The organism is Geomonas sp. RF6, assembly GCF_021044625.1.
In the GTDB taxonomy this organism is placed as follows: domain Bacteria; phylum Desulfobacterota; class Desulfuromonadia; order Geobacterales; family Geobacteraceae; genus RF6.
Genome location: NZ_CP087999.1, coordinates 2,026,165 through 2,044,419, shown reverse-complemented (window position 1 = coordinate 2,044,419; position 18,255 = coordinate 2,026,165). Strand labels below are relative to the sequence as shown.

The window sequence follows — 18,255 nt, the reverse complement described above, 5'->3', positions numbered from 1 at the left end:
TTTACCGGCGCTTTCAGGGCGTCCCCCTCTTCCACAGGGTTGATATGTACCGGAGGGGTCTGGTATAGTCCTTCGCCACACCATGCTGGAGGACGAGGATGATTATCAAGAATAGTGACGACCGCGGAACCGATGTGATGGAATTGCATCGGCTGCTGCAATATCAAATCTCTGCTAAACAGCGGTTCCTGATAGAGCGAGAAGCCAAGTGCATCGGCTCCGGCGTCCGGGGGGAGGAAAGCTCCGCCTACTACATCAATTTCCGGTACCACGACAGCCCCAACTGGGCCATCATTCATGACTTGCGGCTGGAGTTCAAGGGCTTCGTGGCACAAATCGACCATCTGCTCATCAACCGCTTTCTCGATATCTACGTACTGGAATCGAAGAACTACTATTACGGCATTAAAATTTCCCCTGAAGGTGAGTTCCTCGCCTGGAACGGTAAGTCCTACGTCGGAATCGAATCCCCGATTGAACAGAACAAAAGGCATATCAGCCTGCTGGAGAAGGTTGTAAATCAGCGCGAGCTGCTGCCGACAAGACTGGGCATTACCATGCCTGCGGCGTATCACAATTACGTCCTGGTGGCGCCCAATTCCCGGATTGATCGCCCTGCCGCTGCCAAATTTGATGCGAGCATGGTTATCAAGGCTGATGCCCTGGTGGAATCGATCGGAAAGCGTGTCGATGCGATGGGAGTGGTCAATACCCTGGCAACGGCGGCGAAGATGGTGTCGACTGAAACGCTGGAAACCTTCGCCCGGTCCTTGGCTCGCCTCCATCGACCCGCGAAAATCAACTACGCGGACAAGTTCGGTGTGTGCGTCCAGAGTGGCAACGCGGCCGTAAAGGAGGAGCCGGTGACTTATGGGACCGCCAACCAGGCGAAGAACATGAGGTGTGAATCCTGCGGCGTTGAGGTCGAGAGCAAGGTCGTCTACTTCTGCAGGATTAACAAGGTGAGGTTTGGCGGGAAAGTCCTCTGCCAGACTTGCCAGAAGAAGCCGGTATCTGTCGAAGAGCCCGATATCATCGACCTGACGGATATGGCGGACACGGAAGAAAAAGGACACGGGAAATGTGACAGCTGCGGGACTTCAGTGGATAAGAAGGTTGCCTACTTCTGCCGAATGAACAAGAAGCGGTTCGGGGGAAAGGTTCTCTGCCGGACTTGCCAGTCTGCGTGATCATCAGTGCGTGCACTTGTCATCGTTATCGCTCATATCCCAAATGGTCCCCCCTCCAGTTGCTGATGATGCCCTTCTACTGACAGATGATGTTGATCTCGTTGTCAAAGCGCGCACCAGCAGCGTGAATCGAGCGAATGCTTGCATCCTCTCGAAGTGGTGCTCATTCTTTTCATTCACGACGAGCCTGTTTTGTGTTCTCCCTTGAAGGATGTCCAAAACACTCCGCGACCTTTCCAGCTTTTTCCTTCGACCGAGCCCTTTCCTCTGTTATTGCCTACTCTACATTTAATCTATCTAGTTTAGCCTGTGCGCTGCCATCAGTGCCTCTCGGACGCAAGTAAAAGGCAGCCCCAGCGGCTACCCTTGGTACAAGCTTGAGTAAAGGGCCCCCATATGCAGTTGCATCCTCATTACCATGTACTACCCTTTACAGGCGACGCGGGGACCACGGGAAATATCGGTCGAAAAGGAGGTACCCATGACGAAGGCGTTGTTGGGCTTCAGCGGGACGGATTCGGAATTTCTCGCGGAGGCCTTGGGGTGCTACTCGGCGCTGGCAACAATCGAGCTCGTGAAGAGCGCCCCGCCAGGTGTACCAACACTGGAGGAGATAAAGGAAGCTATCGACAACTTTCAGCGAGCTTTTGAGGAGTCAAAGTATCATGACTCGCGCCAGGTCGCCCTGCGGAACAAGTGGCGAGCGGAGTCGAAGAAGAGACTGGGCAAAGTCGCGCTCTTCCTCGAGGCGGTCTCAGATGATGACCTCACACACCTCAAAGAGGCCTTCCGGCTCAAGAAGACAAGGAGCCGCAAAGGGAAGAGTAAAGTGAGTGAAAAGGAGTAGCTGACGAGTATGATACGTTCCTTGCCAGAAGGCACGCCCCGTGGTCTCCATCGCAGGCCCGTCATTTCGCGTGCTCTTTGAAGTGGCGGGCCTTTTCAGGAGGTGGGCTCCCGCTACCTACCGCCGCTAACGGCCTCAACAATAACGAACATTACTCCCGCCGCTGATCCGCTCGTCTATGCCGCAGACCTCATTATGCACCCCGCCGGCACTGTGATCGGAGCCGCAACTATCATCGTCCAACCCGCAGACATCATCACCTACGCCGCAAATATTGCCCTCCATGCCGTAGACTTCATCATCCATTCTGCAGGCATCATTTATTCCACTCCAACGTCGTGTCTTCTACTCTGCATCCATGTAATGGGCGCGGCAGGCATCGTGATATGAGCCGCAGCCCTTGTCATCACAGCTGCAGCGGCGATGAAACCTCCCGCAGACATGATCATCCTTGTTGCAGACCTACGATAGGAGCCCGGAAATAAGCGTTGATCTGGAATCCGGTTAGCCATCTTATCCCAACAATGATGATTGGAGTTGCATGCATCATTATGCGTTCAGCGGTTGTGACTTATTGTGTCACGACCATCTGCTACCATGCGATCCTTAAGCAGCCGCGACTACGGAGGGGTACATGTTTGCACAACCTTTGGAACGACGCCTGGAGATCCTGGCTGACAGCGCCAAGTACGACGTTTCATGCTCCAGCAGCGGCAGCAGCCGCAAGGGAACTCCCGGCGGGGTCGGGGGAACGGCGGCGAGTGGGATCTGTCACAGCTGGACTGCTGACGGCCGCTGCGTCTCATTGCTGAAGATCCTCCTTACCAACAGCTGCATCTACGACTGCGCCTACTGCGTCAACCGCAGCAGCAACGACATCCCGCGCGCCGCGCTCACCCCGGACGAGTTGGTGCGGCTCACGATGGAGTTCTACCGCCGCAACTATATCGAAGGTCTCTTCCTCAGCACCGGCGTGGCTCGATCTCCTGACTGGACCATGGAACAGCTGATTCTTGTGGTTCGCAAGCTGCGCGAGGACGAGAGGTTTAACGGCTACATCCACCTGAAGGTGGTGCCGGGGGCCGATCCCCTCCTGGTCGCGCAGGCGGGAAGCTACGCTGACCGCGTCAGCATAAACATGGAGCTTCCCAGCCAGCGGAGCCTGGCACTGCTAGCTCCTGACAAGCCGCAGGAACTGCTGCTGACCCCCATGCGCCAGATGAGTGAGCTGATTGCCGCCTCCCGTTTGGCGGCAAAGGAGTCCCCCAAGGCGCCGCAGTTCGCCCCCGCGGGACAGAGCACCCAGTTGATCGTGGGGGCGACACCTGAGCAGGACCGGGAGATCATCACGCTCAGCGAAGGTCTCTATAGCCGCCTCGGTCTGAAGCGGGTTTATTACTCGGCTTTCGTGCCCGGCTCGACGGACCGCCGGCTCCCCGAACTCCCCACGCCTCCGCTATTGCGGGAGCACAGGCTTTACCAGGCCGACTGGTTGCTCCGCTTTTACGGCTTCCGGGCCGATGAGCTCCTGGACGACGCGCACCCCAACCTTGACCCGCGTCTTGACCCCAAAAGCGACTGGGCTCTGCGTCACCTGGAAAATTTTCCGGTGGAGGTGAACCAGGCCGGCTACGATACGCTGTTGCGGGTGCCGGGAATCGGCGTCCGCTCAGCAAAGCGCATCGTGGCCGCACGGCGAGAGACCAGATTGGGCGAGGCCGAGTTAAAACGGCTGGGAGTGGTGCTCAAGCGGGCGCGCCACTTCCTGACCGCCGGCGGGCGCCATCTCGGCGGCCCCAAATTCTATGTCGACCGGGTGGCGCGTCTGCTGATGGCGGGGGGAGAGGGGGAAAGACTGAAGCAACTGGACCTTTTCAGCGGCGGGGCGGACCTCTCGATGCTCACGGGGGAGCTGTGACTACGCGCTATCTCTACGACGGCAGCTTCGCGGGGTTTATCTGTGCGGTCGCCCACTCCCTTGAGGGGGGTGTGGAGCCGGACGGCTTCGAGCGGGAAGGGGATCAATGCCAGGGAGGGCTCTTCGCGGAGCTGCGGCACCCGGTGGCGGCGGACGAGGATACTGTGCGCCGTTTCCGTAAGCGGTTCCAGAGTGCTGTTTCGCCGCAAGCGTATGAGACGGTTCGCTACGCCTTCCACAGCGAAAAGGGGGACGTTGAGATGCTCCTCTGGAGCTACCTGCGCCTGGGGCTGACGCTCGGCAGGCGGCTGGACGGCATGCTCGCGGAGGAACCGGTGTATTCGGTGCGCCGTCTGGCGCGTCAGGTGGCGCGTGAGGCCCACCGCTTCCTGGGGCTGCTCCGGTTCCGGGAGGTCATCTGCACCGGATGCACCTTTCTCTATGCCCGCTTCGAACCGGACGCTGACCTGCTGGAGTTCGTAGCTCCCCATTTCGCCGATCGCATCGGAGACCGTCCCTGGATGATCCACGACCTCAGGCGGAATAAGGCCGTCCTCTGGGATCCGGACCACGGGCTGCGCCCAGTGCGGGAGGTTTCGCTTGTGGCCGCACCGGTCACCAGCTCTGACGAGGAAAACATCGCCCGCTACTGGCGGGGCTACTTCCAGCACCTGGCGATTGAGGAGCGTTCCAACCTCTCCCTGCAGCAACAGCACGTGCCGCTGAAGTACCGCAAGCACCTGGTCGAGTTCGAGGCAGTCAAGAACTGCGAGAGCCGAGAGCCCTAAAGGACGCCCTCCATATCTTCACCTCGTCGGCAGATTTGTAACTATTCTGCCCTCTCCTCCTCGTTCCGTACCTTGGCTATTCCACTCTCACCTGGGCGCACCCATAGACTTGAACTGGTACAGCACCGTGGCGCTTCCAATGAAGATGTTGGGACGGCGGTCGCGGTCGGTGTCCTTCACCGCGATGCTGTTCGACCTGCCGAGGGAGGCGCCGAGGTATCCGCTGCGCCAGTAGAGTCCCTGCCCATCGAGGACGGTGAGGATCCCGCCGCTCGCCACCAGCCACTTTCCGGTGCCGCTGCCGTCCAGGTCCGCCACTTTTAGCGCGTCCACCGCCGAGGTGCTGTAGGTGGAGACGGTCCTCTCTATCGCGAAGCTCACGCCGTTGTACACATCGATCTTCCCATCGTCGCGCCCGACCAGGATCTCCTGGACGCCGTCGCCGTCCACGTCCGCCACCTCCAGGGCGCGGGCGGGACTCTCCGCCATGAGCTTCAGTACGTGCGTCGATCCGTCGTAGACGATCAGGCGGTTGTAGGTCGAGGCGATGATATCCATCCTGCCGTCCCCGTCCAGGTCCGCAAGCTTCACGTCATAGACGTGGCTTCCCAGGTCGATGCTCTTCCACTTCTGCCCGAAGGTGGTCCCGTCGAAGACCATCAGGTAAACCCCCGGCGCGCCGCTGTGGGCTCGCCCCTGTCCCGCGACAATCTCCATCTTGCCGTCGCCGTCTACGTCCCCCACCGCGAGGGTCGAGAAGTAGTTCCCGCTGTAGGCGGCGGTCTGCCCGAGCACCGTGCGACTCTGCCCGTCATAGATCCGTATGAAACCGTCGTAGGTGTTGGAGGTTGTCAGCACGAACTCGCTGCGGCCGTCTCCGTTGACGTCCGCTATGCGCACCGCGCGGTTCTCACCCATCCAGTCGGAAAGCCCCAGGTTCTGTTGGGCCAGAAGGTCGTGGCTCTGCGGATCGAAAACCTGGATGACCCCGCCGTCGTATCCGCTGTTGCTGGACTCGGTGATCATGAGGAGACGGTCCACGCCGTCATTGTCCAGGTCGCCGACGGCCAGGGGACTGAGGCCGGCTGAATCGAGGCTCTGCCACTTGATGACCTTGGTCGCCGGATCGGCAACAAAGAGGTGGTCCGCCCACGTAGTGGACCCGCCGCCGCCCCACACGAGCTCCTTCTTGCCGTCGAGGTCCACATCGGCGTAGGCCATACCGGAGACGCCGGCATAATAATTGTTGGACATCGACCACTTCTGCGCGTGGGTTGTGGTGTCTACCGCGTGAATCGTGCCCCCCTGCCGGTCACCATAGAGGATTTCTGGGGTTCCGTCCCCGTCGGCATCGGCCACCAGCACCGCGTCTATGTCCTGGTCCGTGGCGATCTCCCAAGCGGGGCTCCTGATATCGCCATCGAAGATGGTGATCTTGTACCATGCCGAGGCACCGACAATCTCGTCCATGCCGTCCCCGTCCAGATCCGCGAGCTTCACCTGGGCCCCGAAGCCGTTGACATACTCCCATTTCCCCGCGCCGGCGGTGCCGCTCAGGACGTACCCCTTGCCGCCGTACGAAGTGGTCACAATCTCCTTCTCCGGGCCGCCATCGATGTTGCCGACAGCCAGAGAGGTGCCGCCGAAGCTGCTTTTGCTCCACTTGAGGTCGCCACTGGCGGCACCGTACACCCGGAGGGACGACCCGTCCGTCGTCACGAGTTCCTTCTTGCCATCCCCCTCCAGGTCCGTCACCGCGAGATCCCTAAGCCCCGGAGCGAGCGTGTGCCGCGCAAACTCCTTCAGGGTGGGACCGTCATAGTATCGTATCGAGCCGTCGGTCAGGGCGACCACGACATCTTCCTTACCGTCGCCGTTCATGTCGGCGAGGAGTATCCTCGCAATGGAGACGCCATAGTCCTCGCTACGCCAGACCTGCTCGAAGCCGCCGCTCCCCTTCTTCTTCACCACATACCACAGCACGTTGCTACCGAAACCGCCGGCGGAGGCGGCGGCAATCACCTCGGGTGTACCGTCGCCGTCGAGATCTGTCGTGTACAAACCGGCCTGGCCGATGTACGAGCCGTAGTTGCCAAACTGCCAGGTCTGCTGCAGCGCCGACGGCTGGGCCTGGACGGCAGCGGTAACCGTCACCGTAACGGTGTCCTCGGCCGAGTAGTAGCCGTCATAGACCCGGAGTCTCAACTGGTAGGTCCCCGGCTTCTGGGGAACAAAGGATGGGGTGGCTGTGTTGTAGCCGGTGAGCCCGGGGTACCCGGTTCCGGACGGGAATGAGTCGAAGGACCAGTAGTAGGAAAGGATGTCGCCGTTGGGGTCGCTGCTCGCGCTGCCGTTCAACTGCACCTCTGTCTCCGCGACTGCGCTTGCGTCTGGACCCGCGTCGGCGCTGGGGGCCATGTTGATTGGGGGTGCGGTGTTGCCGGGTCGCTCTACCTGCCAGTCTACAACGCCATCTCCGTTAGTCTCCGCCTCGATCCCGTAGGTGGTAGGGTGGAAGGTCAAGCTCACCCACCTCCCGCCGGCCGAACTCATTCTCACCGCCCCCTCGAAGGGCCACTGGCTGTTGTAGGCAACCACCAGGGGAGTGGGTGTTACTATGTCGACGTAGCCGTGATCGTGGTCGTAGTAGCGGCCCGATATGGTCTGAGTTGCGCGGTCCGAACCGTATGCGGTGTCGACGTGGTAGTCGCTGTACCAGTACGTCTTGGAGCTGCTCCCGTCCCTCACCACCAGGTTCATGTTGAGGTCCTCGTTGGAGGAGGGATAGGAGAAGGTCCAGGAGGCCGATCCGGCCAGGGTGTACGCATTGCCCCCCGCCGTGACTGAGAGGGAGCTGAAGGAGAGGGATATCTGCGTGATTTCCTGCAGGTTGAGGTCGAAGGTCCCCAGCACCTCGCACGTCCCGTCTATTACGGTAGTGCTGGAAGTAAAGCCGCTGCAGGAAACGCTGCCGTAGAAATTACCGGTCTCGTCGTTTAGCTGCAGCGAGTACGATGCGGTGCCACCGCCGGGTCCGTTCACCACGAAGGAGTTGTTGCGAATCGCCTTCGCGCGGGCGCCGGTGGCAGTCTGCGGCCTCAGTTGGGCGGCATGCTTGGCGATGTCGAGGTGCCTCGCCAGCGTCTTGAGATCCTGGGCGAGCGGGAGGGCCGGGAGGCCCTTTACCGTGACGGGGGCCGCCGCCTTCCCTCTGCCGATGGAGGACATGGTGACTCCGAAGCCTTCTCCGGCAAGCCCCCCCATCGCCAGCGCCTCCGCATTATCGGCGGAGATAACCGCCTGCGCGCTGCTCCCTTGGTACTTGGCGGCGGGGTCGAACAAGGAGCCGGACTGGACCTTCCCGCCACCGCCGCCGCAGCCGTGGAGGAGGAGACTGAAAAGGAAGATTGCGGCGAGAAAGACGTGGCGGGTGATGTGCAGCGTGGACATTGCTTCCTCCCGGCTCCGGCGGAAGCTGCGCCCCCGGAGTACCATTGCATGACATTGAAGAACAACTCGGACATTTTAGCGTACGCAAACTAATGGGAGTTCATGTACAAGTCAAGCGGATAAGTTGGGTCCCGCGGTGTCTTTCGCCCTAAAGGCGTCGACGGGTCTGTTTGAGATGGTGAAGGAGGTAAGTAAGAGGGACAGAGGATTGACGGGGAGGAGGGTGATCTCCTCAACCCTGCTGCGGCGTTCCCGAGGCAGTTCTACAGCCTTGACTGTTGACCCACTCAGTACGATACTGTGGCGAGGTAGTAGAGCGCGAGGAGTTAGAAGGAAATCTCATCTACGATACAGGAGATGACTTATGGCCGTTGGATGGTCCCGCGATGGTGCCGTGCAGGAACAGATAGACGCTACGGTGGAATCGGAAATAGCCTCGGCGAGAAAGCGACTGCCCGTCGGCGAAAGCCTGACCCATTGTCAGGAATGCGATGCCTCTATACCAGAAGCGCGCCGAAAGGCGATGCCCGGAGTCCGCTACTGTGTCGCTTGTCAGTCGGAACTCGAAAAAAAGCAGAAAGCGGTAGCGCTTTATAATCGAAGAGGGAGCAAAGACAGTCAACTCAAGTGATGCGAGATTTACGGGGCTCAGCAATGAAGAGTTTCCCCGAATTCTCGACCCCCTCTCTATGGAATCATCCCCCTACTCAATTCTCGCTGTCGGTCATCTGGCAGATAACCTGCGGAGGGTGCACATCCTTCCCTTCATGAGTGCCGATGCACAGGTGGATCTTGCACGAAACGGGAAACGATGTGACACATCCAAAACATTGCCTGCGGGGGATTCATGGACGACAATAGCCGCCTGAAGTTGCTGGAGCACACGGATCCCGGCATCATCCTGTTCGACAATGACTATCGGGTGACCCATGTGAACGGGGCGCTGATGCGGATCTTTGCAGAGACTCCTGAAAACACAGTCTTCGAGCAGAGTCTACTGGAGATGCATCGTGCGGAATCTGCCAAACAATTGCAGGCGCTGGTAGCGATGATGCAGGATTCCTCCCGCCAGCAGTCCATCGCCGTCAGGCGCATGAGCGGGGCGCGTGAAATCTTCGTGCTCCTGAAGTTTGTACCGCTCCTCGGGCCACAAAAGACGAATACCCTTCATTGCTGCCTCCTTTTTGACATCACTGCCGACATCTCCACCCCCCAGAGCGGCTTCATCAGGGTGCCGGTCACTGCAGGTGGCGACATCCTGCTGGTCCCTCCGCCAGAAATCCTCTTCATCAAAGCTGACAACATCTACTCACAAGTGGTTACCGCCGAGGGGGAGTTCTTCTGTGACCTCTCCCTCGGTGTTCTTGAAACGGGGCTGAACCCTCAGAGCTTTTACCGCACCCACCGCAGCTATGTCGTCAACCTGGAGAAGGTGCACAAGGTGGTGCGGGACGGAAACGCCATCAGCGTGCAGATGGCAGGGAGCGACCGCCGCCTGCCGGTGAGCCGCACACGCTCGAAAGACTTTCTCGCCCGCGTCGGCCTCAAGTAACCTCCCCCAGTTACCTTTCACAAGCGTATACAACCGCTCACAAGGGTCGTGTTGCGCGCTCCCCTCTCGATCGGCTACCTTCCCCGTATCTTCATCCTGTCACTCAGACACCTCGTCATTGCACCCCGTCAGCACTGGCTTGGACGATGGGGCGAGGAACAGGAATCAACGACAAGAACCACAAGGAGAGCGAGAGATGAGCATCGAGATCAATGAGGAAATCAGCAGAAACTTCCACCTTTTCTGGGACAACTATCCCGCGCCCGTCATGCTGATACAGAAGGACAGGACCATCCTCGGAGTGAACAAGGCAGCCCTTGCCGCTGGCTATCCCGTTGGAGTGAGGTGCATCGACCTGGGGGAGAAGAAACACCACGAAGGTTGTGCAGCGGACCAGGCTCTGCAGGAAGGAAAAGCTGTGCGCGCGGTGGTTTACCTGGCGCACCTGGGGATCGTGGGGGCTGTGAACTGGATCCCGCTGGCAGGCTCCAGTGACCTCTTCCTCCATTTCATCGACGACCTCACCGAGCACGCCTCGGAGCGACTCTTTCCCGCCAAGGCCTAACGGGCGCCATCAGGGGAGCAACTCAGGTTCAAGGACAAGAAGCACAAAAAAGAGGGGGTCGGTTTTCTTCTCCGGAAAGCCCCTAAAGCAGCAAAGGCTGTAACCTCATCAGGTTACAGCCTTTTGCTTTACTGCAAGCTACCTACGCTGACAAACCATTACTTCAGTGGCGCCACCTATTCTTCACCAAGATGCTACAGCCACGTCGTCAGCGAATGACGTACCCCTGCGGCAGCGTTGAGGAGAAATCGACTTCTTTGGTAACCATCTTGTTGACCTGGTTGGTTTGTGCATCAATTTTCTTCACGAAGATCAGCAGCTTGCTGCGATTGTACTCGTAGGTCCCGACAATGACGTGACGTTCCGTGTAGGAATCCTTGTTGACCTCAGCAGCAGAGCGGGTGAGGGCCACAAATCCCTCCCCTGACAGCTTGAAGTATTTGGAAAATTCTCCCTGGATAATCCGACTGCCACAGACTTTCGACAGGCTTCCCCGCATCAGCTCCGCCATCGTCAATCCAGGCTGACCTGGCGTAAAAGACCGAAGGTCGACAAAATCGGTGACAACAACCTTTTCCCCCTCACAAGTGGCACACGTCTGGGTGCAGAGCTCCCCCGCGATCTGGTCGAACATGGTCTTGAGAGCAACCCGCTCCAGACGAGCGTCGAGCGTCTGATAGGCTACCGCCGGGTAGGAGTCATGAAACCCATTGTCGTAGACGCAGCCGGAGATGGTGAGCAGCAGGAGAAGAATGGCCGCAACTTTCACCGGTCGCCCACCACGCGCATGACCGGCATCTTCTCCGGGTTGTGCAACATTGACTCCGCAAAGTTCGACAGCGGGATGAAGGCTTGCGCTGAGGACTGCACCAGGCCGGAGTCGAGATCGATTGCCCGCGCATTGATGATGACGCCGCTTTCAGAGATCGAATATGTGCCGGTCACGACGCCGCCCACCTTATAAATGTCGCGGATCTTTTTGATGTCGCGGCTCAGAGAGAATTCCCCCGCGTCGTTCACCACGATGTCCCGCGTGAGGCGGACGTCCACCACGTTCCAGCGTCGAACCTGCAGCTCGTGGATGATGCTTTCGCCCAACAGTCGCCCGAGCGAGGTTGTTTCGCTAAGGCGGTCGAGGTTGGAAAAGGTAGAGACGATGACGGTGTTGCCCAAGACTTTCCGATCGAGGTTGCGCTCCAATTGGTCTGCCAGGTATATCACCATGCCGTTGAAGTTCCCCACGCTCGTACGCGAACGGTGTACCGGGAGCGGCTCATTGATGATGTAGCGATGCCCTTCGCCGAGGACATGCACCACTTCATCGGCGTAGGCGGCGCCAGCCAAAGTGGATGTAAAAAGGGCGGTTCCGCACAGAATAAGCGAAAGCTTCATTTCAGATCTCCTGATGATTACGGCAGCGTGACTTCGTTGACGGGAATGACGACTCTTTTCTGGTACACGTACTCCGTCCTCTGCGGCGTGATGGCGGTGATGCGAGACCTGAAATCAACGGGAAAGTCTCCGCATTCGAGGTAGTCGACATCATAGAGTCGCTGGCCGCCGCAAAGAGGATCGTTGTCGCAGGCATAGATAACCCTGCGGCCTCGATCATCGGTGTAAATGACCCTCTCCGATTGCACTGCACGATCAGTCGAAAAGACACGTGGTTGGGTTTGAGCCGGAGTGGTATCGGGCATGACATTTACCCCATGGGTCGCGCACCCCGCCAGCATGCCCATGAGTAAGAATAAACCCCAGCAATCCCTTTTTTTCACAAAGACCTCCGAAGATGAGAGTGTGCGGCAGAGGTAACGTCACCTCAGCCGACCTGGAATCGTATTCGGTTTCTTTGGTGATAACTTAAGAACATTGCGCGATCGCAATTAAAAATAACTGTGACATGCTTTGTATCCACAGAAAATCCGGCGGCGGGAAGATGGGATTGAGAAGGAGAAAGGGACGCCTATATACACAACCGGTAACTAGCTCGTGGTTTAATAACTTCCAGGGACCCAGGTTCAAGGACAAGAAAGCACAAGGCAAGGGGGCCACCTCTGTCCCCCATAGGCTCAGTGTAATCTGCAGCTGGTTCGCTGCCGCAGGTTCGCACTCTGCTCTTTCAGTGCGCTAGAGGATCGACGGACTTCGCGAGGCACCCTGCATCTACGATTCAATCACCGGATGCTGCGTTTCTACCTGCATTTGGTGGTGGAGTCGTAAAATGCGCCCGCCCGCTTCAGGTCATCGCAGTGTCCAGCAGGACGTTCTCCATCTGAGCCCCCTGAAAATCCGCCCCAACAAAATCTCACCGGGTGCATTCCTCCAGCAGCTTCGTGCGCTCCATCGCCATCGGATCAAAGGCATGGGCCTGCACACCTTGCCATAGCACCAACGAGACCATTACCGCCGTCCACCTTCTCATGTCCCCTCCTCTTTCTATTCAAGCCGCTCTTTATAAAGGAAAAGATCGAGAGCAGGCAAGCCCGAAACGGAACGAAGCAGGCCCCGGGTGCCGGCCTCCACGGCTGTGCCCCGACAGTCGAAGACCACAGTCCTCACCTCGGCGGCAGATGAGGGCTTTCCCCCTACTCACCCTTCAGGCGGTACCCCACGCCGGGCTCGGTGATGATGAGCCGTGGCCGAGAGGGGTTCTTCTCTATCTTCTGCCGCAGGTGGCTGATGTTCACCCTGAGGATGTTCTGCTGCTCCCCGTATGCCGCTCCCCATATCTTCCGCAGTATCTGGGTGTGGGTGACGACGTTGCCGGCATGGTTCACCAGGAGCCGCAGCAGTTCGTACTCTGTGGGGGTGAGCTGGACCTCCTCCCCCGAGACCGTGACCCGGCGGCGTGACACATCGACCTCGAGGTCGTCGCTTCGATACACCGCCTCGGGCGCCTGCTGCTGCGACCTGCGTAGCGATACCCTGATGCGCGCCTGGAGCTCCGCCACGCCAAACGGCTTGGTGAGGTAGTCGTCGGCGCCGGCATCAAGAGCCGCCACCTTCTCGCTTTCCGCTTCGCGCACCGAGAGGACGATGATCGGCACCTCGGACCACTCCCTTATCCTCTTGATCACCTCCACCCCGTCCAGGTCCGGCAGCCCGAGATCCAGAAGGATCACGTCCGGCCGCTTCGCGCTGGCGGCGGCAATTCCGGTATAGCCGGTCTGGGCCTCGTGCACAGAGAATTCCCCGGTGTCGAGGGCCGCGCGCAGGAAGCGCAGAATGGCCACCTCGTCATCAATGATCAGGATGACCGGCGCGGTTCTTTTCTCATCGGCGTTCATGGCCCCTCCTTGGTGGTATTTCCTTGCTGCAGTTGCGTCCTCAAGCGGTCGGCAGGGCAATGGTCATGGTGAGACCTCCCCCCTTCCTGTTCTCCGCCCTTATCGTCCCGCCGTGCACCTCGACGATCCCCTTGCTGATGGAGAGCCCAAGACCTGTTCCCCCCATACCCTCGGGGACCGGAATACGGTAGAACTTGTCGAAGATTCTGGAAAGATCGTGTTCCGGTATCCCGGGGCCGCGATCCGCTATCTCCAGCACCAGCATCGCGCCGTCGCTTCTGGCGCTGATTTCAATCTCCGACTTCGGGGGGGAGTATTTCAGCGAGTTGTCGAGGACGTTGACCAGCACCTGGGTCATCAGCACGAGATCGATGCGCAAGAGCGGCAGGTCCGGGGGGAGATCGGTGCTGATGCTGCGTCCCTCCAGCCGCGGCTCGAGTGCAGCCAGGGCGCATCCGACCAGATCCTGAACGTCGCACGGCTCCTCCTTCAGCTTCAGCGCTCCCGCCTCCAGGCGCGTCATGTCCAGAAGGTTTCCCACGAAACGGTTCAGTCGTTCCGCCTGCTCCCACGCGGTCTGGACGAGCTCCCGCATGCTGCGCACGGTGAGGTGGGGGTCGGGGGCGCGCAGGGTGTCGAGGACTCCGGAGATGGAGACGAGGGGGGTGCGCAGATCGTGGGAAATAGAGTTGAGCAGCGCCCGTTCGAGCGTCTCCCGCGCCGCGAGGAGCTGCGCCTCTTCCGCCTGCGACGTCAGGTGCACCCGCTCGACCGCCAGCGCCGCCTGGGTGGCGAAGGCTTGCAGCAACCTGCGGCAGTCGGGGGCGTGGTATCTCGCGTCGTCCGCCAGCCTGACTCCGAGGACTCCGCGGACTTCCGCTGCAGTCTCCAGTGGCACGCAGAGGAGGGGCGCCGAGCCCATCGTCTCCGTTCCACGACCGGCAGGGGTTCTGCTGCGAAAGACCCACTCCGCCACCGCCTGTTCCTTCTCGCCATGATACAGACCGGCGCTCACAGCCCGCACAGCCAGATGCTCCCCCTCGGACAAGAGGATCGCCACCCGGGCCTCCAGGCTCTCCTCCACATTCCTCAGCACCGCCTGAACGATTCCTTCGATGTCGGAGGCTCCCGCCAGATCCCGGGTCAGGTGGTATAGGCTCGCAGTCTGCGCCTCCCGCTCACGTATCGCCTCGGCGCGCTCGCGAGCCTGGTAGACCAGCGTGCTGATCACGGCGCCGACGGTGAAGAAAGCGACGAAGGTGACTACATATTCCGTGTCGGAAACCCTGAGGGTGAAGCGGGGCGGGATGAAGAAGAAGTCGAAGGCGACGACGCTCAGCGCGGAGGTGACGATGGACGGCCCCCGTCCGAGTTTCGTTGCCGCGAAGATCACCGCGAACAGGTAGACCATCATGAGGTTGGTCGGCGCCAGAAGCGGTCTCAGCAGCTGACAGAGCCCTGTTGTTCCCGCCACGAGAAAGAGGCTCTTCAGGTACCCTCTCCAGTCCGTGCCTACGGGATGCACCGTCGCTCCCTGCCGTGCGTCTCCTCCTGTGCCGTCGTCCCGGCGCCCTTCCTTCCGCCGCTGCGCGAGATTGAGGAGCGCTGCAGGGAAAGGTCGAGGCATATCTTTGTCGCGGTCGGGCACAGGCACACTCCTTTCCCTGACGAGAGCTTCTACAGGTATTCATCAACGGCACGTTATAGCTCTTCGGGTGGCGAAGTCAACGGGAGGCGAATGGCGCAGGGAATCACCGGTGAAAGGAATTCCCGCTCCGGCCGGCAAGCCGCAGCGCCGGGGCTCGCTCATTTTCCGGGGAGCAGTCCCCCAACGGCAGCATCGGCTTCGGCACAAGCAGGGGGGGAATGACGCTGCAGCGTCCACACTTTCCTCGTGGCGTCAAAGACCGGGACCTCGCCCGGACCTGCCTTGGGTGGCGCGACCGGGGTTGCATCGAGGGGGATGCAGCAGGTCTGCCCCCCTTCATCCGCGAAGTCTTCGCCGAGGTAACACCCTGTCTCAGGATTGAAGAGATAGACTTTCATCGCTTGCTCCGTTTGTGTCCGGGGGCGGTCGCTGGGGCCGGGAATCGCAGCCTTTCTATCTTCACGATACAGCCACACGGATAAAGATAGTGTTAAGATCGCCTCCCGGTCCGTTAACGAACCCTTAAGGACGGCACGACTCCCACGCGCGGCGACAGTGCGGTCAGGGAGCGCGGGGGCGTTACGAAAGTATTAAGGCAAGGGGGGCGGCATGGCCAAACCACTCGACAAGGGAGACACCGCGAGGGCAAATACTACTGTGTTTTCGAATGCTTGAAGCTGAAACCGTGCCGGAGGGGGCAGGTACTCCGGTGCCTTTTCCGGCTCGTATGCGTCGTTGACACCTCTCTGCTTCGGGACGTATAAGGAGAAAAGATGCAGCCGAGATCCGCGCCAGGTCGGGCGGATGCGGGGGACCCAGGTAACAGGGGCGTATTCCTTGAAGAGGATAGGGCACTTCCAGGCCCGAGCCCGTCAGCTAACCTCGCAGGCACTACCGGAAGAGCATGGTCTAGAAAAGCAGAATGCTGCTGTACGCGGGCGTCTTTTTCAGACTGTATCTTTTCCGTCACTTACCGGGGGAGCAATATGGAGTCTGTAAAGAACGTCAGCAACGGCGGTCCGGTACACGTCAACGGCGGGCACAACCAGGGACGCCGTTTCAGCCGCGCCCTTTTCGGCGCACCGAAGGTTCTCAAGGACCCCCGCATATTCCACAGCATGAGCCTCATCCCGATCCTCGCCTGGGTCGGGCTCGGCGCCGACGGGCTCTCCTCCTCGGCCTACGGTCCGGAGGAGGCGTTCCGGGCGCTGGGACAGCACACCTACCTGGCGCTCCTCCTGGCCGCCTTCACCGCCCTCACCGTCTTCATTATCTCCTACTCCTACTCCCGCATCATCGAGCACTTCCCCCACGGCGGGGGTGGCTACATCGTGGCGAGCCATCTCCTGGGGGAAAAGGCGGGGGTGGTGTCCGGCGCCGCGCTCCTCGTCGACTACGCCATGACCATCACCATCTCCATCGCCTCCTGCGTGGACGCGATGTTCAGCTACGTCCCGCAGCAGTTTCACGAGTACAAGGTGCCGCTGGCCTGCGTACTGACGGTGCTTCTCATCATCCTCAACGTGCGTGGGGTGAAGGAGTCGGTTACCCTCCTTGCGCCCATCTTCATGGTCTTTGTCCTCAGCCACCTCATCATGCTCACCTATGCGGTGGCGATCCACAGCGACAAACTGGTGCCGGTGGCGCACGACCTGGGTGCGGGACTGCACCGTGATGCATCCACTATCGGGATCGTGGGGATACTCCTTATCTTCCTGCGTGCCTACTCGCTGGGTGGGGGTACCTATACCGGGATTGAGGCGGTATCGAACGGGCTGCAAATCATGCGCGAGCCGCGGGTGCAGACCGGCAAGCGGACGATGGTGTACATGGCCACCTCCCTCGCCTTCACCGCAGGGGTGCTCCTTCTGAGCTATCTTCTCCTGGGGGTTCACCCGGTGAGCGGAAAGACCCTGAACGCGGTGGTGGCCGACACTCTCTTTTCCAACTGGCCGATGGGTAACAGTATCGCCTTCGTCACCATCTTCTCCGAAGGCGCTCTCCTCCTCGTGGCAGCCCAGGCAGGCTTCGTGGACGGCCCCCGCGTCATGAGCAACATGGCCATCGACTCCTGGTTCCCGCACCGCTTCGCCGCGCTCTCGGAGCGCCTCACCATGAGAAACGGTATCCTCCTCATGGGGGGCGCCGCGCTGGCGCTCCTCTTCTACACCGGTGGATCGGTCTCCGCGCTCGTCGTCATGTACTCCATCAACGTCTTCATCACCTTCTCCCTCTCCCAGCTCGGGATGTCCCGTTTCTTCATCCTGCGCAGGAACGAGGACCCGCAGTGGCGGCGCCACCTCTCGGTGCACCTGGTGGGGCTCGCACTCTGCGCCACTATCCTCGTGATCACGACGGTGGAGAAGTTTGCGGAGGGGGGGTGGGTGACCCTTGTCATCACCGGTGTGGTGATCGGGCTCTGCTATCTCATCAAGAGCCACTACGTCTCAGTGCGCAAGGGAATGGCGCAGTTGGACGATACCCTTCTCGACTTTCCCACCACCGGGAAATACAACGACCAGCAGCTGAACAGAAACGAGCCGACGGCTATCCAGCTGGTCTCGGCCTACAGCGGTTTCGGCGTGCACACCTTCCTCTCCATAATCACCACCTTCCCGAAGACGTACAAGAACATCGTCTTCGTCTCCGTTGCTGTCATCGACTCCGGCTCCTTCAAGGGGGCCGAGGAGATGGAGGCCCTGGAGGCGAACGCCAGGGCGGGGCTGGAGAAGTACGTGGATCTGGCGCGCCGGATGGGATTCGCCGCCGAGTATCGGCTGGCTACCGCCATCGAGGTGGTGGACAGCGTGATAGAGCTTTGCCAGGAGATCGGGGAGGAATTTCCCCGCTCCACCGTCTTCACGGGGCAGCTCACCTTCCGGCTGGAGAAGTTTTACCACAGGATGCTGCATAACGAGACTGCGTTCGCGATCCAGCGCCGTCTTCAGTGGGAGGGGATGACCACAGTGATCCTGCCTATCAGGGTGAGGATCTGATGGAATAGGAGGCC

Annotated in this window: 15 protein-coding genes and 1 riboswitch; of the genes, 8 read left to right on the top strand and 7 right to left on the bottom strand. The window is 60.0% G+C overall.

Features of this window, described 5'->3' with window-relative positions; genetic code table 11:
- Positions 1–98 precede the first annotated feature (98 nt).
- The 4 genes from LPW11_RS08745 (at position 99) to LPW11_RS08730 (ending at position 4,743) form a co-directional block, all read left to right on the top strand.
- Positions 99–1,190 (top strand): nuclease-related domain-containing protein, encoded by a 1,092-nt coding sequence (locus tag LPW11_RS08745; protein WP_230997739.1) that lies wholly within the window; start codon positions 99–101, stop codon positions 1,188–1,190.
- A gap of 481 nt (positions 1,191–1,671) precedes the next feature.
- On the top strand, positions 1,672–2,037 hold the full coding sequence (locus tag LPW11_RS08740) for a hypothetical protein (protein WP_230997738.1): 366 nt from the start codon (positions 1,672–1,674) through the stop codon (positions 2,035–2,037).
- A 634-nt stretch (positions 2,038–2,671) separates the two neighbouring features.
- On the top strand, positions 2,672–3,955 hold the full coding sequence (locus tag LPW11_RS08735; protein WP_230997737.1) for a putative DNA modification/repair radical SAM protein: 1,284 nt from the start codon (positions 2,672–2,674) through the stop codon (positions 3,953–3,955).
- Entirely contained in the window at positions 3,952–4,743 is a 792-nt protein-coding gene (locus tag LPW11_RS08730; protein ID WP_230997736.1) for a TIGR03915 family putative DNA repair protein, read from the top strand. Before LPW11_RS08735 ends, LPW11_RS08730 begins: the two co-directional genes overlap by 4 nt.
- A gap of 87 nt (positions 4,744–4,830) precedes the next feature.
- On the opposite strand, the gene LPW11_RS08725 is transcribed toward LPW11_RS08730, so the two are convergent.
- On the bottom strand, positions 4,831–8,193 hold the full coding sequence (locus tag LPW11_RS08725; protein WP_230997735.1) for an FG-GAP-like repeat-containing protein: 3,363 nt from the start codon (positions 8,191–8,193) through the stop codon (positions 4,831–4,833).
- 364 nt (positions 8,194–8,557) lie between these two features.
- On the opposite strand from LPW11_RS08725, the gene LPW11_RS08720 reads away from it, so the two are divergent.
- The 3 genes from LPW11_RS08720 (at position 8,558) to LPW11_RS08710 (ending at position 10,310) form a co-directional block, all read left to right on the top strand.
- The gene (locus tag LPW11_RS08720) at positions 8,558–8,824 is read left to right on the top strand and encodes a DksA/TraR family C4-type zinc finger protein (RefSeq protein ID WP_230997734.1); all 267 of its coding nucleotides are present in this window, start codon (positions 8,558–8,560) and stop codon (positions 8,822–8,824) included.
- A gap of 216 nt (positions 8,825–9,040) precedes the next feature.
- Positions 9,041–9,745, top strand: a complete 705-nt coding sequence (locus tag LPW11_RS08715; protein ID WP_230997733.1) for a PAS domain-containing transcriptional regulator — start codon at positions 9,041–9,043, stop codon at positions 9,743–9,745.
- 196 nt (positions 9,746–9,941) lie between these two features.
- Positions 9,942–10,310, top strand: coding sequence for a hypothetical protein (locus tag LPW11_RS08710; protein WP_230997732.1), 369 nt, complete (start codon positions 9,942–9,944; stop codon positions 10,308–10,310).
- A 208-nt stretch (positions 10,311–10,518) separates the two neighbouring features.
- Here LPW11_RS08710 and LPW11_RS08705 read toward each other — a convergent pair whose 3' ends face one another.
- The 6 genes from LPW11_RS08705 to LPW11_RS08680 form a co-directional block, all read right to left on the bottom strand.
- The gene (locus LPW11_RS08705) at positions 10,519–11,079 is read right to left on the bottom strand and encodes a FlgO family outer membrane protein (protein WP_230997731.1); all 561 of its coding nucleotides are present in this window, start codon (positions 11,077–11,079) and stop codon (positions 10,519–10,521) included.
- The gene (locus tag LPW11_RS08700) at positions 11,076–11,702 is read right to left on the bottom strand and encodes a FlgO family outer membrane protein (protein ID WP_230997730.1); all 627 of its coding nucleotides are present in this window, start codon (positions 11,700–11,702) and stop codon (positions 11,076–11,078) included. Before LPW11_RS08700 ends, LPW11_RS08705 begins: the two co-directional genes overlap by 4 nt.
- A 17-nt stretch (positions 11,703–11,719) precedes the next feature.
- Positions 11,720–11,950, bottom strand: a complete 231-nt coding sequence (locus LPW11_RS08695; protein ID WP_230997729.1) for a hypothetical protein — start codon at positions 11,948–11,950, stop codon at positions 11,720–11,722.
- Between the two features lie 945 nt (positions 11,951–12,895).
- Positions 12,896–13,597: a response regulator gene (locus tag LPW11_RS08690; protein ID WP_230997728.1), complete on the bottom strand. Its 702-nt coding sequence runs from the start codon at positions 13,595–13,597 to the stop codon at positions 12,896–12,898.
- Positions 13,598–13,637: 40 nt separating this feature from the next.
- Positions 13,638–15,245 (bottom strand): DUF4118 domain-containing protein, encoded by a 1,608-nt coding sequence (locus LPW11_RS08685; protein WP_230997727.1) that lies wholly within the window; start codon positions 15,243–15,245, stop codon positions 13,638–13,640.
- A gap of 158 nt (positions 15,246–15,403) precedes the next feature.
- On the bottom strand, positions 15,404–15,643 hold the full coding sequence (locus LPW11_RS08680; protein ID WP_230997726.1) for a hypothetical protein: 240 nt from the start codon (positions 15,641–15,643) through the stop codon (positions 15,404–15,406).
- 369 nt (positions 15,644–16,012) lie between these two features.
- A riboswitch (cyclic di-AMP (ydaO/yuaA leader) is annotated at positions 16,013–16,151 on the top strand.
- Positions 16,152–16,231: 80 nt separating this feature from the next.
- On the opposite strand from LPW11_RS08680, the gene LPW11_RS08675 reads away from it, so the two are divergent.
- The gene (locus LPW11_RS08675) at positions 16,232–18,241 is read left to right on the top strand and encodes an APC family permease (protein WP_230997725.1); all 2,010 of its coding nucleotides are present in this window, start codon (positions 16,232–16,234) and stop codon (positions 18,239–18,241) included.
- Positions 18,242–18,255: the final 14 nt, after the last annotated feature.